The organism is Tanticharoenia sakaeratensis NBRC 103193 (assembly GCF_000963885.1).
Taxonomy (GTDB): Bacteria; Pseudomonadota; Alphaproteobacteria; order Acetobacterales; family Acetobacteraceae; genus Tanticharoenia; species Tanticharoenia sakaeratensis.
Genome location: NZ_BALE01000056.1, coordinates 1 through 16857, shown reverse-complemented (window position 1 = coordinate 16857; position 16857 = coordinate 1). Strand labels below are relative to the sequence as shown.

14 protein-coding genes and 1 pseudogene are annotated in these 16857 nt (G+C 62.7%); 10 read left to right on the top strand and 5 right to left on the bottom strand.

The features are described 5' to 3' along the window. Positions 1-35: 35 nt before the first annotated feature. Positions 36-1250 carry a zinc metallochaperone GTPase ZigA gene (gene zigA, locus B8446_RS15165; RefSeq protein WP_048851103.1) on the top strand — a complete coding sequence of 405 codons (1215 nt, stop codon included), beginning with the start codon at positions 36-38 and terminating at the stop codon, positions 1248-1250. Between the two features lie 97 nt (positions 1251-1347). Here zigA and B8446_RS15160 read toward each other — a convergent pair whose 3' ends face one another. Together B8446_RS15160 and B8446_RS15155 are read right to left on the bottom strand one after the other, a co-directional pair. Beyond that, positions 1348-3420 carry a phosphocholine-specific phospholipase C gene (locus B8446_RS15160; RefSeq protein ID WP_048851101.1) on the bottom strand — a complete coding sequence of 691 codons (2073 nt, stop codon included), beginning with the start codon at positions 3418-3420 and terminating at the stop codon, positions 1348-1350. A 284-nt stretch (positions 3421-3704) separates the two neighbouring features. Then, on the bottom strand, positions 3705-4628 hold the full coding sequence (locus tag B8446_RS15155) for a LysR family transcriptional regulator (protein ID WP_048851100.1): 924 nt from the start codon (positions 4626-4628) through the stop codon (positions 3705-3707). 162 nt (positions 4629-4790) lie between these two features. On the opposite strand from B8446_RS15155, the gene B8446_RS15150 reads away from it, so the two are divergent. Beyond that, on the top strand, positions 4791-5780 hold the full coding sequence (locus B8446_RS15150; protein WP_048851098.1) for an amidohydrolase family protein: 990 nt from the start codon (positions 4791-4793) through the stop codon (positions 5778-5780). 140 nt (positions 5781-5920) lie between these two features. Here B8446_RS15150 and B8446_RS15145 read toward each other — a convergent pair whose 3' ends face one another. Continuing rightward, positions 5921-7435 (bottom strand): FAD-dependent oxidoreductase, encoded by a 1515-nt coding sequence (locus B8446_RS15145; RefSeq protein WP_048851096.1) that lies wholly within the window; start codon positions 7433-7435, stop codon positions 5921-5923. Between the two features lie 67 nt (positions 7436-7502). Here B8446_RS15145 and B8446_RS15140 point away from each other — a divergent pair, with 67 nt between their 5' ends. From B8446_RS15140 to B8446_RS15130, 4 genes are all read left to right on the top strand, one after another. Then, the gene (locus B8446_RS15140) at positions 7503-7955 is read left to right on the top strand and encodes a MarR family winged helix-turn-helix transcriptional regulator (RefSeq protein WP_241767820.1); all 453 of its coding nucleotides are present in this window, start codon (positions 7503-7505) and stop codon (positions 7953-7955) included. A gap of 22 nt (positions 7956-7977) precedes the next feature. Beyond that, positions 7978-8118, top strand: a complete 141-nt coding sequence (locus tag B8446_RS16795; RefSeq protein ID WP_373277153.1) for an aromatic-ring hydroxylase C-terminal domain-containing protein — start codon at positions 7978-7980, stop codon at positions 8116-8118. A gap of 184 nt (positions 8119-8302) precedes the next feature. Beyond that, the gene (locus B8446_RS15135; protein WP_048851092.1) at positions 8303-10384 is read left to right on the top strand and encodes a ParB/RepB/Spo0J family partition protein; all 2082 of its coding nucleotides are present in this window, start codon (positions 8303-8305) and stop codon (positions 10382-10384) included. Positions 10385-10522: 138 nt separating this feature from the next. Next, positions 10523-11725 (top strand): hypothetical protein, encoded by a 1203-nt coding sequence (locus B8446_RS15130; RefSeq protein ID WP_048851090.1) that lies wholly within the window; start codon positions 10523-10525, stop codon positions 11723-11725. Between the two features lie 77 nt (positions 11726-11802). Here the strand turns inward: B8446_RS15130 and B8446_RS15125 are convergent, their stop codons facing one another. Further along, a complete protein-coding gene (locus tag B8446_RS15125; protein WP_158507612.1) occupies positions 11803-12096 on the bottom strand; it encodes an HU family DNA-binding protein in 294 nt (97 codons plus the stop codon). Between the two features lie 74 nt (positions 12097-12170). Here B8446_RS15125 and B8446_RS15120 point away from each other — a divergent pair. Further along, a pseudogene (locus B8446_RS15120) lies at positions 12171-13250 on the top strand (DUF7146 domain-containing protein). 316 nt (positions 13251-13566) lie between these two features. Further along, entirely contained in the window at positions 13567-14502 is a 936-nt protein-coding gene (locus B8446_RS15115) for a DUF2493 domain-containing protein (RefSeq protein WP_048851086.1), read from the top strand. Positions 14503-14564: 62 nt separating this feature from the next. On the opposite strand, the gene B8446_RS15110 is transcribed toward B8446_RS15115, so the two are convergent. Continuing rightward, a complete protein-coding gene (locus tag B8446_RS15110) occupies positions 14565-15242 on the bottom strand; it encodes a cation transporter (protein ID WP_456316203.1) in 678 nt (225 codons plus the stop codon). A 40-nt stretch (positions 15243-15282) separates the two neighbouring features. On the opposite strand from B8446_RS15110, the gene B8446_RS15105 reads away from it, so the two are divergent. Then, positions 15283-15705, top strand: a complete 423-nt coding sequence (locus B8446_RS15105; RefSeq protein ID WP_048851083.1) for a MerR family transcriptional regulator — start codon at positions 15283-15285, stop codon at positions 15703-15705. A gap of 721 nt (positions 15706-16426) precedes the next feature. Further along, positions 16427-16750, top strand: a complete 324-nt coding sequence (locus B8446_RS15095; RefSeq protein ID WP_048851081.1) for a DUF736 domain-containing protein — start codon at positions 16427-16429, stop codon at positions 16748-16750. Positions 16751-16857: the final 107 nt, after the last annotated feature.

Below are 16857 nucleotides of genomic sequence, written 5' to 3'. Positions count from 1 at the left end.
ATTAGGCAGGCAGATACAACATTCAGGTGGGCCTCATGAACGACCTTGCGACCAACAAGCTACCCGTCACGGTGCTTTCCGGCTTTCTCGGGGCGGGCAAGACCACGCTGCTCAACCACATCCTCAACAACCGCGAGGGACGAAAGGTCGCGGTCATCGTCAATGACATGAGTGAAGTGAACATCGACGCCGATCTCGTGCGCCACGGCGGCAGCGATCTTTCACGGACCGACGAAAAACTGGTGGAAATGAGCAACGGGTGCATCTGCTGCACCTTGCGTGATGACCTGCTGCAGGAAGTCGGGCGCCTCGCCCGTGAAGGTCGGTTCGACTATCTGCTGATTGAATCAACGGGCATCTCCGAACCGCTCCCTGTCGCGGCGACTTTTGAATTTCGGGACGAGGACGGCCACAGCCTGAGTGATCTTGCCCGTCTCGACACGCTGGTGACAGTGGTCGATGCGGTCAATCTCCTCAAGGACTATGCCTCGTCCGATTTTCTGCGCGACCGCGGCGAGACGGCCGGAGAAGGTGACGAGCGCGCGCTGGTAGACCTGCTCGTCGAACAGATCGAGTTCGCCGATGTCGTCATCCTCAACAAGATCGACACCGCATCATCCGAACAGGTCAGCGCGGCACGGCAGATCATCCTGTCGCTCAACCCGGATGCCGACGTCATCGAAAGCAGCCAGAGCCGTGTGGCGCTCGACCGTGTGCTTGACACCGGCCGGTTCGATTTCGAGCGGGCACATGAGCACCCCCTTTGGTTCAAGGAACTTCATGGTCACGAAGAGCACGTCCCGGAAACTTTGGAATACGGGATCAGCAGCTTCGTATATCGAGCGCGCCGCCCTTTCCTGCCAGAAGCGTTCGCGCGCTTCATCGAACGGTCGTGGCCGGGACTGATCCGTGCCAAGGGGTATTTCTGGCTCGCGACGCGCCCGGGCTGGGTGGGCGAACTCAGCATCGCCGGCGCCCTGGCCCGGCATCAGGCGGCAGGTCACTGGTGGGTGAATGTGCCGCGCGAACAGTGGCCGGACAATGCAGAATGGCGCACCATGATCTCGAAACAATGGGATAAGACCTATGGAGATCGGCGTCAGGAGCTGGTCTTCATCGGTGCGGGTCTCGACGATGCGGCGATCCGCCAGGCACTGGATGCCTGCCTCGCGCCAGCAGAAACAGGCAACGCTTTCAGGTCACAACGCTATGCCCGCTTGCCCGATCCCTTCCCGGCATGGCGGGCATAGCCGGTAGTTGCCGGCTGAGCTTCTGCGCCGGTCCGGCGGCCAGTGCCTTGCGGCAGGGAGCGCCCCGCCATGAGACGCCCGATCATGCAACAGCCGGTCATGCGACACCCATGACCGGATCGGAGATGCTCACGCGGCCGGTCTCGACATGGCCAGCGAGGCGTATCTCGTTGCCTGGTTCGTCCGGCATGATCACAGTCAGGTCATACCAGTGATGACTGTCCACGAGGTCGATGGACAGGCTCGATGTCCCGACAGCAGGAATGTCGAGGGTGCGATCCGCGGCACCATAGGCGTTGTCGCGGAGTAACAGGCGCCTGACGATCCGCGCGCTGTTTGCAGCGCTAAGAACGAGGGTGCCGGCGGCTGCATCGTGGCGCGCGGCGAGGCTGACCGTTGCCGGTCTGGACATACGAAAATATCGCGCAAAGCCGTTCGGCCCCAGCACGGTGATGCGGTGATCACCTCCGCCCCCGACAGGCCATGTGTCCCGCACGGACTTTCCCGCCCCGATGGTGTAGCGACGTGGCGTCTCATCCGTCCCATCACGATAGACATGGAGACACGCCGCCCGCGTGCCGTCATTGCGCATGTCGACTGTCAGCGCATCGGGCGCGGACACGGTGAGATCCGCAGCCAGCGCATAGGGTAATGCCCGGGCCGGACGTGCTCCGGGCTCCTGCCGACCGATATCCTCGATGCGGCTTTGCGACGGGACGACGACAGCTGGCAATTTGCAGGATGCATCGGCAATCTTACGATAGGCTTTGGTATCGGGCAGCGGAACTGACACGCTTCGCTTGCGTGCGAAGTCGAATGCACCTGTCAGATCGCCGCAGACGGCGCGACGCCAGGGCGTGATATTGGGTTCCTGCACGCCGAAACGCGTCTCGATGAAGCGAATGACGGAGGTGTGATCGAACACCTCAGAACAGACGAAACCGCCCGTGCTCCAGGGCGAAATGACAAACGCCGGCACACGCGGCCCCAGGCCGAAGGGCAGCATGTCCGCCGTCTGGCTCTCTGGCCGGAAAGCGGCGACGCGGTCGTGAATTTCGCCCGTGGTTTCGATCGTGCTTTTCCCCGGCAGGACGGGGGTAGGCGGCTGTGGCGGCGGCACGTGATCGAAATACCCGTCGTTCTCGTCATACATGACCAGAAAGACGGTCTTTGCCCAGACCTCGGGATTGGCCGTCAGGGCGTCCAGCGCATGCGCGATAAAGGTCGCACCATAGCCCGGCGTCCAGCGGGGATGTTCAGAATAGGCCGCCGGCGGCAGAATCCAGGAGACCTGCGGCAGGCGATCCGCCAGCACGTCCTGTCGCAGATGATCGAGCGTACGGGCGGTCATCGCGCGCTCATGCAGGGGCGATCCCGAGGGCGCATCGACGAAATTGCGGAAGTTCATCAGCACGTTCGTGCCAAAATTCCCGTTTTCGATATCCGAGACTGACAGGCTCTGCTGATAGACACGCCAGTCGATCCCGGCTTCCTGAAGGCGTTCAGGATACGTGGTCCAGGAAAAGGGCGCGGCAACGTTGGGATAAAAGGGCCGATCCACCCAGTCCCTGTTGTCGAGGACCGGACCGCCACCAGCTCCGGTCGGATCGACCATGCCGGTCATGAGATAATAGCGGTTGGGATGTGTCTGGGTCGGCGTGGAACAAAACCAGTGGTCGCAGACCGTGAACGCATCGGCCAGTGCGTAATGAAAGGGAATGTCATTGCGCGTATAGTAGCCCATCGTCATATCCGTCTTGTGACGGGGCCATTGATTGTTCCAGCCCTTGTTGATCGCGGCATGTGTCGGCGACCAGCTGTGATCAAGGTCGATCACGCATTGCGCGCTGGTGGTCTGTGTCGGGAGATGGAAGGGCGTGATCCAGCCGTCCGTCGCGTTATGTCGCTGTTGCCACCAGACGGGCAGGCCTTCCGGGCCGCGCACGACGTGTCGGTCTCCATAGCCGCGCACGCCGGAGAGATGACCGAGATAGTGGTCGAACGACCGGTTCTCCTGCATCAGGACAACGATATGCTGGACATCCTCGATCGTTGCGCTCTCGCGTCGCGCAGGAATGGCGCGGGCACGCTGGATCGACGGAAGCAGACTGGCCAGCGAGAGACCGGCGCCCGCTGTCAGAAGTCTTCGGCGTTTGATGTCTGATGCCAATGATACGTTCCCCCAAGCACACAGAAACGTTATATTGTATCATCTTCGCCCTGACGTCGACGGGTTCTCCAGCCAATTTATGTCAGCGTCACAACAGAGATGACTGAACGCCATCGGTCTGCTTGCCCAGCCCGGGCGGCTGTCTTCCTGAACGAGTTGAGCGGACAGGCAGGGATCCCTGCCCAAACCGCCTGTCTGCTCAATGGAAATGAAGCAGACAGACGAGAACCGCCCGCATGGTGGACGTGCAAAACCACAAGGTGCTTTTCCAAAAGCAGGCGTCATCAGCAGGCGAGAACTTCCCGGCAAACCGCCTGCACTGTGTCGCGCAGCCAGCGGTGGGCAGGATCGGCGTCCAGCCTGGGATGCCACATGGCGGAAATGGCGATTTCAGGCGTTTTCACGGGAAGCGGGAACGATCTCAGACGCGATATCCCGGCGCGATCATCGGGCGGGTGGCTGAGACACGATCGCGGGACATGCGTCACCAGATCCGATTGCCGCACGATCTCGAGCGCATCCGGAAAGCCCGGCACGACGACCGACACGGTGCGCTGGTATCCCAGCTGCTCCAGCGCATCATCAACCGGCCCTCTGAACGTCCCGCGTCGCGAGGTCGTGACATGGCGGCATGCGGCATAGCGCGCCACGCTGATCTCTCCGTCCAGGAAAAGGGAATGGCCGATGCGCGCCACCCCGACGAACGCGTCCCGGAACAGGAGCCGACTTCGGATCTCGGGCGCCGACACGCCCCGCACGCCGATCTCCAGATCAATCCGTCCCTCTCGTAGTGGTAGCACATCCTTGTCCGGCTTGGGCGCAAACCGCAGACGAACACAAGGCGCTTCTTTCAGGGCGGCCGTCACCAGAGGCGCCGCGGCAACATTGAGAAACCCCTCATTGGCGCGAAGGACAAATGTCCGATCCAGCGTTTCCAGAGCCAATTCCCGATGCTGCGGACGCAGGACAGCCTGCGCGTCACGGGTCAGGGCATGAACGCGCTCACGCATCTCCGTCGCATAGGGCGTGGGCACGAGATGCCGACCCGCCCGCACCAGCAACGGATCGCCGGTGGCCGTGCGAAGCCGCGTCAGCGTGCGGCTCATGGCGGATGGGCTAAGCCCAAGCCGATGGGCCGCGCCGGTCACGCTGACCTCATCGAGCAGCACATCCAGCGCGATCAGAAGATTGAGATCCACATTGTCCATGCGCTGAGCTTATCAACGGTGACCGACAACAGATAGCGCCATACGCAATAACACATTGACCCCGCTGCGTCTGGCGCCTGCTTCGAGGCCGCCCCTATCTTCGGTTGAAGCGAAACCAAGCATGTTCCGTCGTGACGGAGAGCCTGCGGAAGGAGCCATCCCATGAAGCTGATCGGCATCGAAGAGCATTTTCTGACGCCCGAAGTAAAAGACGCCTGGTCCACCATCGGTCTCAACGCCGCTGACCCGAGCGTCGCGTTCCATGGCGGCCCGCTTGAAAAGCGGCTGGCCGATCTCGCCGAAGGGCGGCTGGCCCTCATGGACGAAACCGGGCTGGACGTGCAGGTGCTGTCGCTCACCACACCGTCATTGCACGACCTTGGACCCGAGAGTGTTGAGCTGGCGCGCCGCGCGAACGATGCCGTGGCGGAAGCAATCGCCCGCCATCCGGATCGTTTTCAGGCGCTGGCGACCCTGCCCGTGGCGAGCCCCGACGAAGCGGCCCTCGAAGTCGAACGCTGCGTCAGAACACTCGGCTTCAAGGGCACGATGCTGTGCGGGCGCGTGGGCCACCGCAACCTGGACCACGCCGATCTGCTGCCGATCTTCCAGAGCGCTGCGGCATTAAAGGCGCCAATCCTGCTTCACCCCAGGGCACCTGAAAAGGCCGTCCGGGATGCCTATTATTCCGGGTTCAGCCCGCAGGTGGATGCCGCGTTTTCCTGTTTCGGTCTCGGCTGGCATTATGACGCCGGGATCCAGTTCCTGCGTCTTGTGCTGGCGGGCCATTTCGACCGCTTCCCGGACCTACAGATTATTCTGGGCCACTGGGGCGAGCTGGTCCTGTTCTACGCCGAGCGTATCGCCAACATGGATCGCGTTTCCGGACTGGACCATTCCATGGCGACGTATTTCCGGCGCAACCTGTCTGTCACGGCGAGCGGCATCTACCTGCCGCATTATCTGGAACAGGCGGCACGAATTGTCGGCCATGACCGGCTGCTGTTCTCCACCGACTATCCGTATCAATACCGGCCCGGCCGCGACGCACGACGCTTTCTCGAAAACTGCGGTCTGGACAAGGCCGCGACGCAGGGTTTCGCACACGGAAACTGGGAGCGGCTCACAGAGCAGCAACCGCAAGCGCTATAGATAATCGATACGTCTGCCATGCCAGCAGTCGCCTACAAGTCGGACTTCGTAGGCAAGATTTGCGCTTCTGGAAAGCTGACACGAGTGCTCAGCGTGCGAATGCTGGTCGCCGTCGATCCCGGAGCGGTTCACCACCCGCCTCATGACCCTTCGAACGTATCGGCCGGGCGGGACGGCAGTACATGCGCCAGGTAGCGAGAAAGCTGCGCCTCCAGTCCGGCAGAGGGGAAAATTCCGGCGATGTAACCGTCCGGACGCACAAGCACCCAGTGACCGGGTTCGATCCCGTATGCTTCAGCGATATCGCCCTCTTCATCGACGAGTTCCTGCCCCGCGCCGACGGTGACGATCCGGACACCCGCGATGGCCGACGGCCGGTCGCGCGTTTCGTAGCCGAGCAAGGTCCAGTGAGGCCCCTGAAAGACCGTGAACAGTCGTGTCCGCTGTCCCGCCTGTCCACGACAGGGCGCATCAGGTGCGCGATCGCCCGCCTGCACTTTGCCGTCCACCGCACCGGACACGTTCAACGATGAACCGCGATAGCCGAGGTCGAGTTGCCGCGCTTCGCGATCGCGCCGCATGGTGCCCTGCTTGACTTCCCCGAGCAGCCGCGTCGAGAGACGCAGCATGTTCAATGCGATCGGCCGACGCTCTGCCTCGTAGCTGTCGAGCAGTGCTTCCGGCGCCCCCGAGAGCACGGACGCCAGCTTCCAGCCGAGATTATAGGCGTCCTGAACGCTGGTATTGAGACCCTGACCGCCCGTTGGCGGGTGAACATGCGCGGCGTCTCCCGCAAGGAAGACGCGCCCAATCCGATAGCGATCGGCCAGACGCGCACTCATCGTATAAACCGACGACCAGGAGACCGAACGGACCGTAATGTCTCCTCTGCCGGTTCGGTCTTCGATGAGCGCGGTCAGCCCGGCCGGAGACAGATCGACCTCTCCGTCCAGAGCCACAGGGGCCTGAATCTGGAACAGGTCCGTCCCCGCCAGCGGGCAGATCATCACCTGTGTTTCGGGTGCACCGAACTGGAACCGATGCCAGACGGACCGATCAAGCCCCTCCAGCCGCACATCAGCAACGATCGCACGCACGCCCAGTGCTTCTCCCGGAAAATCGATCGCCAATGCATGACGCACAAAACTGCGGCCACCATCGGTTCCAACAAGGAAGCGGGCACGGAGAACCTGCTTGTCGCCTTTCTGTTCGATCCTCGCCGTAACGCCATCGTCGTCTTGCTGGAAACCGACCAACTGTGTCCCAAAATGTGGATGATGGCCCAGTTCGGCAAGCCGCTCCCGCATGACGGCTTCGGTGGCGAACTGTGGCAGCATCAGTGGTGCCGCATAGGGCTCGGCTGCGGTCGGAAAAATGTCCGCTTCCGTCAGAAGCGACATTTTATGGGTTCCATCAGGACGATACTGACAGAGCCGCGGATAGGGTCCGCCTGCCGCAGCCATACGATCGACGATGCCGAGATCCTCGAAAATCTCCATCGTCCTAGGCTGGATGCCCTTGCCGCGCGACCCGCTGAACGGCTGCGCGTTCTGCTCGATCAGTCGGAACGAAATTCCACGTCGGGCGAGGTCGATGGCAAGTGTCAGGCCCACAGCCCCCGCACCCGAGATCAGGACGTGTGTATCGAAAGACACTGGCAGCTCCGCGAATCAATGTGTAATATTCACATATATGAGATTGGCGTCGAAGGCAATAATAAGCGTGAATAATGCACACGATCCCAAAATCCTGCGTGGGCTCCATGCCGCGATCATCGATCTGGTCGATGAGATCAACCGACCGCGCCGCGACGATCGGCTGATCGAGGAGGCCGGTATTCCGCTGGATCGGGCCCTGTTTCCGCTGCTTTCACGCGTATGGCGTTACGGTCCCATCGGCGTGGTCGAACTCGCGGATCGGACGGGCCGCGATCATACGACCATCAGCCGACAGATGACCAAACTGGAGGAACTGGGCCTCATCGAGCGCAAGCCGTCCATGACGGACAGGCGTGTTCGGGAAGCGACAGTGACAGAAAAGGGGCAGGAAATGGTCGACTTGCTCAACGCAGCGCGCGAGAGGCTGGCCAACCGCATTCTCGTCGACTGGACCGATGAAGATCTCGATCAGTTGCGGGCACTTCTGCGACGCTTCGCTGATGATCTGATACGATGATGATCGCCTAGGCTTATGCGCTCTGCTCGTTCGTCCGGATGGTTTCGTCGTATGGGCCAGCAATAACCCTTTGGATTGCACCAAAGCTGAACAGGCCTTGTCGCAATGGCTTATGTCGCCGCGTCAGGCAAAGGCGGATTTAACGACACGATGTCCGTTCTGATTAACCTGAACCTCAAAACCGGACTGTCCGCCTTCCCCCAATTGCCGTCGTTTCCTGCCGGGAAAAGGTTGCGGATTTTGGGCGGGTCCGGGGCTTTTAGAGTCAGAGGGCTGCGCGGGTTTTCGTGACGGGTTGAGAGGGCAGGAGAGAGGCTCCTGTCCGCCCGTCATGGAGTTTTTTCGCCATGGCGACCGCTATTTCCAAAATCACCCTGAGTTCGTCCCGCGACATCCCGTTCAACCGGCTGGTGCTGTCGCAATCCAACGTGCGGCGCGTGAAGTCCGGTCTGTCGATCGAGGAACTGGCTCGCGACATTGAGCGCCGCGGGCTGCTGCAGAGCCTGAACGTCCGTCCTGTCCTTGATGGCGAAAGGGCCGAGACCGGCACCTACGAAGTCCCAGCCGGCGGGCGGCGCTTCCGTGCTCTCGAACTGCTGGTGAAACAGAAGAAACTGGCGAAGACGGCTCCGGTACCCTGCGTGGTACGCGAGGCCGGATCCGCTATTCACGCCAAGGAGGACTCCTTGGCCGAGAACGTCCAGCGCGTGGCCCTGCATCCGCTGGACCAGTTTCGGGCTTTCCGTGACATGCTGGAAAAAGGCATGTCCGAAGAGGAAATCGCCGCCGCATTCTTTCTCGCACCCGCTGTGGTCAAGCAGCGGCTTCGTCTCATGACCGTTTCCGACAAACTGCTCGAGGTATACGAGCAGGACGGTATGCGGCTGGAACAGTTGATGGCCTTTTCCATCAGCGACGACCACGCGCGGCAGGAACAGGTCTGGGAGATCGTATCTCAGAACCATAACCGTGAACCCTATGTTATCCGCCGCATGCTGACGGAAAAGACTGTGCGGGCCTCGGACGCCCGTGCGCGGTTTGTCGGTCTGGACGCCTATGTCACGGCCGGTGGTCACATCATGCGCGACCTGTTCGAAGCCGACGACGGCGGCTGGCTGCAGGATCCGGCCATTCTGGACCGGCTGGTCATGGAAAAACTGCACACAGCCGCAGAGGATATCCGCGCCGAGGGCTGGAAATGGATCGAGACGGCCCTGTCGTTTCCATGGGGGCACACACGGCAGTTCGCAGAAATTGATGGCACGGAAGTGCCGCTGTCCGACGAGGAAACCGTCCGTCTCGAAGCCCTGCGTGCCGAGCAGGAAACTATCGAGGCTGAATACGCCCAGGCCGATGAATATCCAGTCGAGGTGGATGCACGGCTGGGCGAGATCGAACAGGCGATCCTGGCCCTGGAGGAACGGCCTCTGGCGTTCGATCCTGCCGACATGACGCGGGCTGGAGCGTTCGTCAGCCTCGCCAGCGATGGCACATTGCAGGTGGAGCGGGGCTTCGTGTTGCCCGAGGACATGCCGACCGAGCCCGAAGAGACCGATGATGCCAGCGGTGCCGATGGATACGATCATGCTGCGTATGACGGACAGGATAAACGTATTACTGATGATGTCGGCGATGCGGGCGGTGAGTGCAATACTACCGCTCCCGACGTTGAGCCCGAGGAAGAAGACGGGATCAAGCCGCTGCCTGACCGGCTTCTCACCGAACTGACGGCCTGGCGCACGCTGGCGCTGCGTGACGCGTTTGCTAGCAATCCGCACATTGCCCTGACTGAATTCCTGCATACGCTGGTGCGGGATGTTTACTGGCAGACACCGGGGGCCGACTGCCTGGAAGCCTATGTCCGGGAAATCCCGCTGCCAGTTCATTCACCCGACCTGCTGGGCAGTGTGCCGGCTCATGCGCTGCGTCAGCGCAACGAGGGCTGGAAACACGATCTGCCTGATGATGAGAACGCGCTATGGTGCTGGATCAATGGGCTGGACGAAACCAGTCGCATGGCGCTGCTGGCGCACTGCCTGTCCTTCGGGGTCAACGCGCTCTATGAGCGCATGCCATCGTATGGGGCGGTGTCGCAGCGCAGCGTCACCGAACGCCTCAAACGGGCAGACCGTCTGGCATCGGCCCTCAGTCTCGATCTGGTCGAGGCTGGCTGGCAGCCCACGGTCGAGAACTATCTCGGTCGGGTGACCAAGGCGCGCATCCTGCAGGCGGTGCAGGAAGCGCGCGGCAGTGAGGCGGCCGACCGCATCGCCCACCTGAAAAAGCCCGACATGGCGCGTGAGGCCGAGCGGCTGCTGGAGGGCTCGGGCTGGCTGCCAGAAGCGTTGCGAACCGTGGGGCTGGCCGATCAGGCACAGGTTGAAACGGTGACGTCAGGCGGGGATATGGAGGTCATCGCCGCCGAGTAGCCCTTATGAGGTCTGGAACTTTGAGACAGCGGCTTCCGGTGCCCGGAAGCCGCTTTTTTCATGTCCGGCGCCCCGGAAAGAGGGAGAGGTCGGCTTCGCCTCTGGTGCCGAATAACCGGCATCAGAGGAGAGTTTTCCATGACTACGACCACCATCCTACCCCCTGCGTCCCGCGGTGCGGCGTCCGGCGGTTTCAAAATCGATCCCTCTCGTGGCGAGCGCAATGCTTGCGTATCGTCCGAGTGGTTCTCTCGCCCCGATGACGAGCGCTATCTGTCACTGTCCGACCTGCATGCCGCGACCCTGGCGCGGGCGGACCGCGCCACCGCCCGCACGGTGGAAAGCCGCGCCATTCGCGTGGAAGCATCCCGCGACAATGCCGAACGCCTGACCCTGACCGTACCGGGACAGAATGAGCCGATCGCGCCCACACACTGGTCGTTTGGCCAGATGTGCAGCCTGGTCGGCGCGCCGTCGTCCTATCTGCGCAATCTTCCCGCTCCACTGGCGGCGATCAACCTGCAGCATGGCCTGCTCTCGCACCGCGCCGAACTGGTGAAAACACTGGAGACAGAAGACGGGCGGGTCGAACTGCGCGCCGTGACCGGTCCCGATTACGGCCGTATCTGGGACCATGAACTGGTCGGTGCGGTGCGGAAAATTGCGGGGGACGGCACGGGCGATACCAACTGGAAGGTGCCAGGTGTGATCGACTGGTCGGCCATGACCCATAATCCGTATGTCGACATCACCAGGGAAACCACCACGCTCTACGCGTCAGACAGGGACGTCTTTTTATTCCTTGTTGACGATACGCATCCGATCGAGGCCGGACGCCTGCCCAATGGTGACCCCGATCTCTATTTCCGGGGTTTCTACGCGTGGAATTCGGAAGTCGGCAGCAAGAGCCTAGGCATTGCGTCATTCTACCTGCGCGGAGTGTGTCAAAATAGGATGCTCTGGGGCGTGGAAAATTTCGAACAGATCACGATCCGGCATAGCAAGTTTGCGGCTTCGCGTTTCGTGCATCAGGCCACGCCGGCGCTCCGGAATTTCGCCACGGCCAGTCCGGCCTCGTTCGTCTCGGGCATCCAGGCGTCCCGGCAGGCGCTGGTGGCCAGGAGCGATGAGGATCGTGAAAGTTTCCTGCGTCGTCGCGGGTTCTCCAAACCGGAAACCACGAAGATTATCGAAACGGTGCTGCACGAGGAAGGACGCAAGCCCGAGAGCGTGTTCGATTTCGTGCAGGGCATTACCGCACTGGCCCGTACGAAGACCAATCAGGATACACGGCTCGATCTGGAAGGCAGGGCGCGCAGGCTGATGGAGAAGGTCGGATGAAGCCGGTCATCATCAGAAACTGGCATGATGGGGAAGGGGCGGCGGACGAGGTCCGCCGCCTTTCACCTGTCGGCAGGTCAGTCGTTCAGGCTGTCCTTGAGCGCCTTGGCGGGCGTAAAGGCCAGCTTGCGCGAGGCCGCGATCTGGATGGTCGTGCCCGTGGCCGGGTTGCGGCCTTCGCGGGCGGCGACTTCTTTCACCTTGAACTTGCCGAAGTTCGGGAGGGTGATTTCGTCACCCGCTTTGGCGGCAGCGGTCATGGTGTCGATCAGCGCGTCCAGCACCTTGCGGGTCTCGGTCTTGCTCGTGTCGGTGGTGGTGGCGATATGATCGACCAGATCGGCAATCTTCATGGGACTATCCTTCGTTATCTGTCGGGCCGAAACCCGCTGCTCCTGCCGTTACGGGGGAATTATGGCGTCTTCAAGCCTGCAGGGAGGGTGCGATGACAGGCACGCCGTCATGGGATGCTGGCGATCTGGCCCGCAGGCTGGCCGAAAACGCCGAGGCGGTCTGCCGCCATTACGTCTCCGCTGGCCGACGGCACGGCAATTACTGGCTGGTCGGCGATGTCCACAACACGCCGGGACGGTCGCTCTATGTCCGTCTGCATGGGGGACCGGATGGACGTGGCCGTGCGGGAAAATGGACGGATGGTGCTACAGGCCAGCATGGCGATCTGCTCGACATCATCCGCGAAAGCTTCGGGCTGGTGGATTTTCGTGATGTCGCCGACGAGGTCCGCCGTTTCCTCAGACTGCCACAGCCGCAACATGCATCTGTCACATATCCACTTTCTTCGACCTCGGGCAGGCAGGATGCGGCCGGGCAAATATCTGGAACCGCTGACGCCGCGCGCAGGCTCTGGGCGATGTCCCGCTCGATTGCCGGCACGCAGGTGGAAACCTAGCTGCACCATCGTGACCTCACCCGCCTGACGGGTCTGTCCTCGCTGCGTTTCCACCCTGACTGCTATTATCGCGCCGATGCTGACAGCCCGACCGAGACCTGGCCCGCGATGATCGCCGCCGTCACCGACCTCGAAGATCGCGTGACCGGCGTGCATCGCACCTGGCTGGCGCGAGACGGGCGCGGCAAGGCGCCTGTCGAAATCCCCCGCCGGGCGATGGGCGACCTGCTCGGCCATGCCGTGCGCTTTGGCACGGTGTCTGACGTTCTGGCGGCAGGTGAGGGGATCGAGACGGTGCTCTCGCTCCGGGAAATCATGCCCGATTTGCCGTTGGCGGCCTGCCTGTCCTCGGCGCATCTCGCCGCCATGACGTTTCCGCCTGCGCTGCGCCGCCTTTACGTGCTGCGCGACGACGATCCCGCCGGAGACCATGCGGTGACGACCCTCCTGGCCCGGACGCAGGAGGCCGGGATCGAGTGCCTTGTGCTGTCACCGCGTCTGGCGGATTTCAACGATGATCTGCGCTACCTCGGGCGTGGGGCGATGCGGGCGATCCTGCATCCCCAGCTTGCCCCGCAGGACGTGGCGCGATTCCTCCAGCCCGTCACACCCTGAGCCGGGCCGGGCCGGGAAGGGGGGAGGGTCTTCTTCTTTCCAGTGTGGCGCACGGCTGTCCTGTTCCCGGATAGGGCGCGCCCTCGGCCTTTCGTGGAGGGGAGCGGGCGTCAGCCAGGCCGGGCCTGCAATGGCGGAGCCGGCTATTTTCCGCCGCGCGTGCCGCGCTTTGCATCGCGAAGCAAAATAGCCGTCTCCCTGCCATCCTCCACTGCGTTCCGGCCGCGCGTTGCGCGGTTCCGGCCCGGCCCGTGTCTGCCGCTATCCGCCCCCGGAAAGGCCGCGAGGGGCGCGGCCGAGACCGGAGGGCAGACCCATGACCCGCACACAGGACGATTTCGAACCCGCCCACGCCATCTCTTCCACCGGCCATGTGCTGGCCGAACTCCAGCTTTATGGCCACCGTCCGTTTGAGGACGAGCCGGACCCGAGGCCCTTGCCCGACGCCAGCCAGATCGAGGGCGCGGTTGCCGATATCTTCGATGCCCTGTCAGCCACACTGACCGACACGCGGCTGGAGCCTGATCTCGAACCGCTGCTCTGGTCCACTGTCAATGTCTTTCACCGCGTGGTCGGGCAGGTGGAGCGCGATCTTGATCGCAACGAGGCAGCGCAGAAACGCAGCCAGCAGGAACAGGATGGCAGCGAGATCCGCTCGGTGGAACTGGAACGGTTGATCGCCGAAGGCCTGACCCTGCTGGAGCGACGCAACGCCTACGAGATCTTCCGCGACCTCGCCTGCGACCAGTTCGAACGCCTGACGATGTCGCCCTGGCGACCGCGCTCAGGTTCGCTGGCCAGCCGCAGCACCATGACGGCGTCGATGATCGACAGCCGTGATTTTCTCAACGCGCGACGCAGGGCCGAGACCGAACTGCTCGTGCCTCCCGGACCGAAGGTCGCGGTCACCGGCGGGCTCGATTACGAGGACCATATCCTGATCTGGAACCGGCTGGACAAGGTGCGCGAGAAGCACCCCGACATGGTGCTGCTGCACGGAGGTTCACCCAAGGGCGCGGAATTCATCGCCTCCCGCTGGGCCGATCATCGCGAGGTCGCGCAGATCGCCTTCAAGCCGGACTGGAACCGGCACGGCAAGGCCGCCCCGTTCCGGCGCAACGACGCCCTGCTGAAAGTCCTTCCCGTCGGGGTCATGGTGTTTCCGGGTTCCGGTATTCAGGACAATCTGGCCGACAAGGCCAAACAGATGGGCATCCCGGTCTGGCGGTTCCGCGGGGAGGCTGGCGCGTGAGCGCCGACCAGACTTTCCACAATGGTGTCAGTCTGGCAGACAGGTTGGCACGTTTTCGGTTTTCAGGCGGCCAGTTCCATTTTGGTGCTGGCCGTCTCGGCAATGGCATGACGCACAATCTGTGTCCCGCCATGCAGGCCCAGCCCTCCCATGATGAAGGCCACGATGATATCGGGCCATCCCGTGCCGGTGCCGAACACGCCCAGTGCCGCCAGCAGAACCGCCAGATTGCCGATGGCGTCATTGCGCGAGCAGATCCAGACCGAACGCATGTTCGCATCACCGCTGCGGAAGCGGTACAGCATCAGGGCGACACCACCATTGGCCAGCAGCGCCAGGGCGCCGATCAGGCCCATGGTTTCGGCATGCGGCAAAGTGCCTGACCAGGCGTGCCACAGCGTGTTGCCCAGCACCCAGAGGGTCAAGACCAGCATGGTGGCGCCTTTGAGCATTGCCGCCCGGCTGCGCCACGCCAGCGCCATACCCGTGACGGTGAGGCTGATGGCGTAATTGGCGGTGTCTCCGAAGAAGTCGAGCGCATCCGCCTGCAGGGAGGCGGAACCCGCCATGACGCCGGCGACGATCTCGGTCAGGAAAAATCCGCCATTGACGATCAGGGCGATCCAGAGTGCTCGGTGCCAGCGACGGGCATCGTGACCGGTCGAGGGAGAGATGGAACTCGGGCAGCAGGAGTCATGACAGCAGGGCATGGCGACACTCTCGCAAAAGACGACGAGCACCCCATATCCACCCTGTAGTCACTACAGGGTCAAGAGATTCATGACGCAGACATATACGATCGGGGAACTTGGACGCCTGACGGACACGAAGGTCGAGACCGTCCGCTACTATGAACGGATCGGATTGCTGCCGCACCCGCCCCGAAGCAGCGGCAATTACCGCGTTTATGATCGCGCCCATCTGGGACGTCTGGGCTTTATCCGCCGGGCGCGTGAACTCGGTTTTTCGCTGGAACAGGTGCGGGAGTTGCTGGAACTGTCCGGGCAGGATGCCCAGCCGTGTGAACAGGTGGATGAGCTTGTTCAGACCCATGTCACGGATATCGAGCGCAGGATTCACGATCTGCAGACACTTCGACAGGAACTGACACAACTCCTTGCGCAATGTCAGCATGGCAAGGTAGCGGAATGCCGGATCATCGAGGCGCTGCAACCGCACGTGGACGGCCAGACGGCGGCGTAACGTCGGGCTTCCCGTTGCCCGCGCTGCCGGTCGGAGCAAACGGGGTTGACCGCACCTCGGAAGGCCCCGCCCGGAGAGATCGGGTGTGGAGCGTGACCTCTTTCCCCATTCCGGCTGCGGGGACGATGGATGAGGGAGGCGATGGCCTTCTTCCTCGTTGGTGAAGGTCGAAACAGCAGCGGCGAAGGAGGGATCGTCCAGCGGGCAACCGGATGGCCAGCCTTCGTTGGAACGACGGGTCCATAGGATGTGGCCCGAACCGTTCGCAGCAGGGACGCGGCAGTCGGGGGCGGGTGTTAGGCCGCAGCCCGCGCCACCAGCATGGAAGACGGTCGCACCGGGCGAGCGCGATATTCTTCTGTGTCGCACGTTCCCCACCTGCCGGACCGGTCATGCCGGCATCGTCTCTCCATGGGGCTGACGCGTCCGCACACCATGGCCTCTGTCGGATGGCTGATCTAGCCGAAGACCGGCTGCGCCTCGATCGGCTGGCCGCAACGGCGTGCCAAAACTTTCTTCCCCTGACGGACCCCCACCCCATGCGGCAGGCCGCATGAGGACCCCGAGGGCGCCGTCATTCCTCGCGAGCCAAGAAAGTTCCGGCCCTGCCGTCCTCCGCTGCGCTGCGGCCCTGAAGGGTGCTCTGCCGCTCGCCTCCGGCTGGTCGATCGCCATCGAGGCCACGGTGGTCGCGGCCCGATAACAGCATGGAGATACGACAATGGCTAACATCGGTTCCTTCAAGAAGGTGGGCGAAGGCTTCGAAGGCGAAATCGTCACCCTGGCCCTGCAGGCCCGCAACGTCCGCCTGGTGGCGGAAACCAGCCGGGCCAACGACAACGCCCCCAACTACCGCGTCTACCTCGGACGGGTTGAACTCGGCGCCGCATGGACCCGCCGCTCCAACGAAGGCCGCACCTATCTGAGCCTGAAGCTGGACGATCCCTCCTTCGCCGCCCCGATCTTCGCCAACCTGTTCACCGACGAGGAAGGGGAAGGCTACACCCTCATCTGGACCCGGCCCCGCAGCCGGAACGGGGACTGAACCTCCCACACCCAACCCCGCCCGGTCTCTCCGGGCGGGGCCTTCCGGGGCTTCTTTTCCCGCTGTCCGTCGTCGAAAGATTTGGGAGTTTGGATGGTGTGAGATAA

Excerpts from the sequence above, each read along its gene's own strand:
- zigA (WP_048851103.1), top strand. The coding sequence starts at position 36 with ATGAACGACCTTGCGACCAACAAGCTACCCGTCACGGTGCTTTCCGGC.
- B8446_RS15155 (WP_048851100.1), bottom strand. The coding sequence starts at position 4,628 with ATGGACAATGTGGATCTCAATCTTCTGATCGCGCTGGATGTGCTGCTC.
- B8446_RS15150 (WP_048851098.1), top strand. The coding sequence starts at position 4,791 with ATGAAGCTGATCGGCATCGAAGAGCATTTTCTGACGCCCGAAGTAAAA.
- B8446_RS15135 (WP_048851092.1), top strand. The coding sequence starts at position 8,303 with ATGGCGACCGCTATTTCCAAAATCACCCTGAGTTCGTCCCGCGACATC.
- B8446_RS15130 (WP_048851090.1), top strand. The coding sequence starts at position 10,523 with ATGACTACGACCACCATCCTACCCCCTGCGTCCCGCGGTGCGGCGTCC.
- B8446_RS15115 (WP_048851086.1), top strand. The coding sequence starts at position 13,567 with ATGACCCGCACACAGGACGATTTCGAACCCGCCCACGCCATCTCTTCC.
- B8446_RS15105 (WP_048851083.1), top strand. The coding sequence starts at position 15,283 with ATGACGCAGACATATACGATCGGGGAACTTGGACGCCTGACGGACACG.
- B8446_RS15095 (WP_048851081.1), top strand. The coding sequence starts at position 16,427 with ATGGCTAACATCGGTTCCTTCAAGAAGGTGGGCGAAGGCTTCGAAGGC.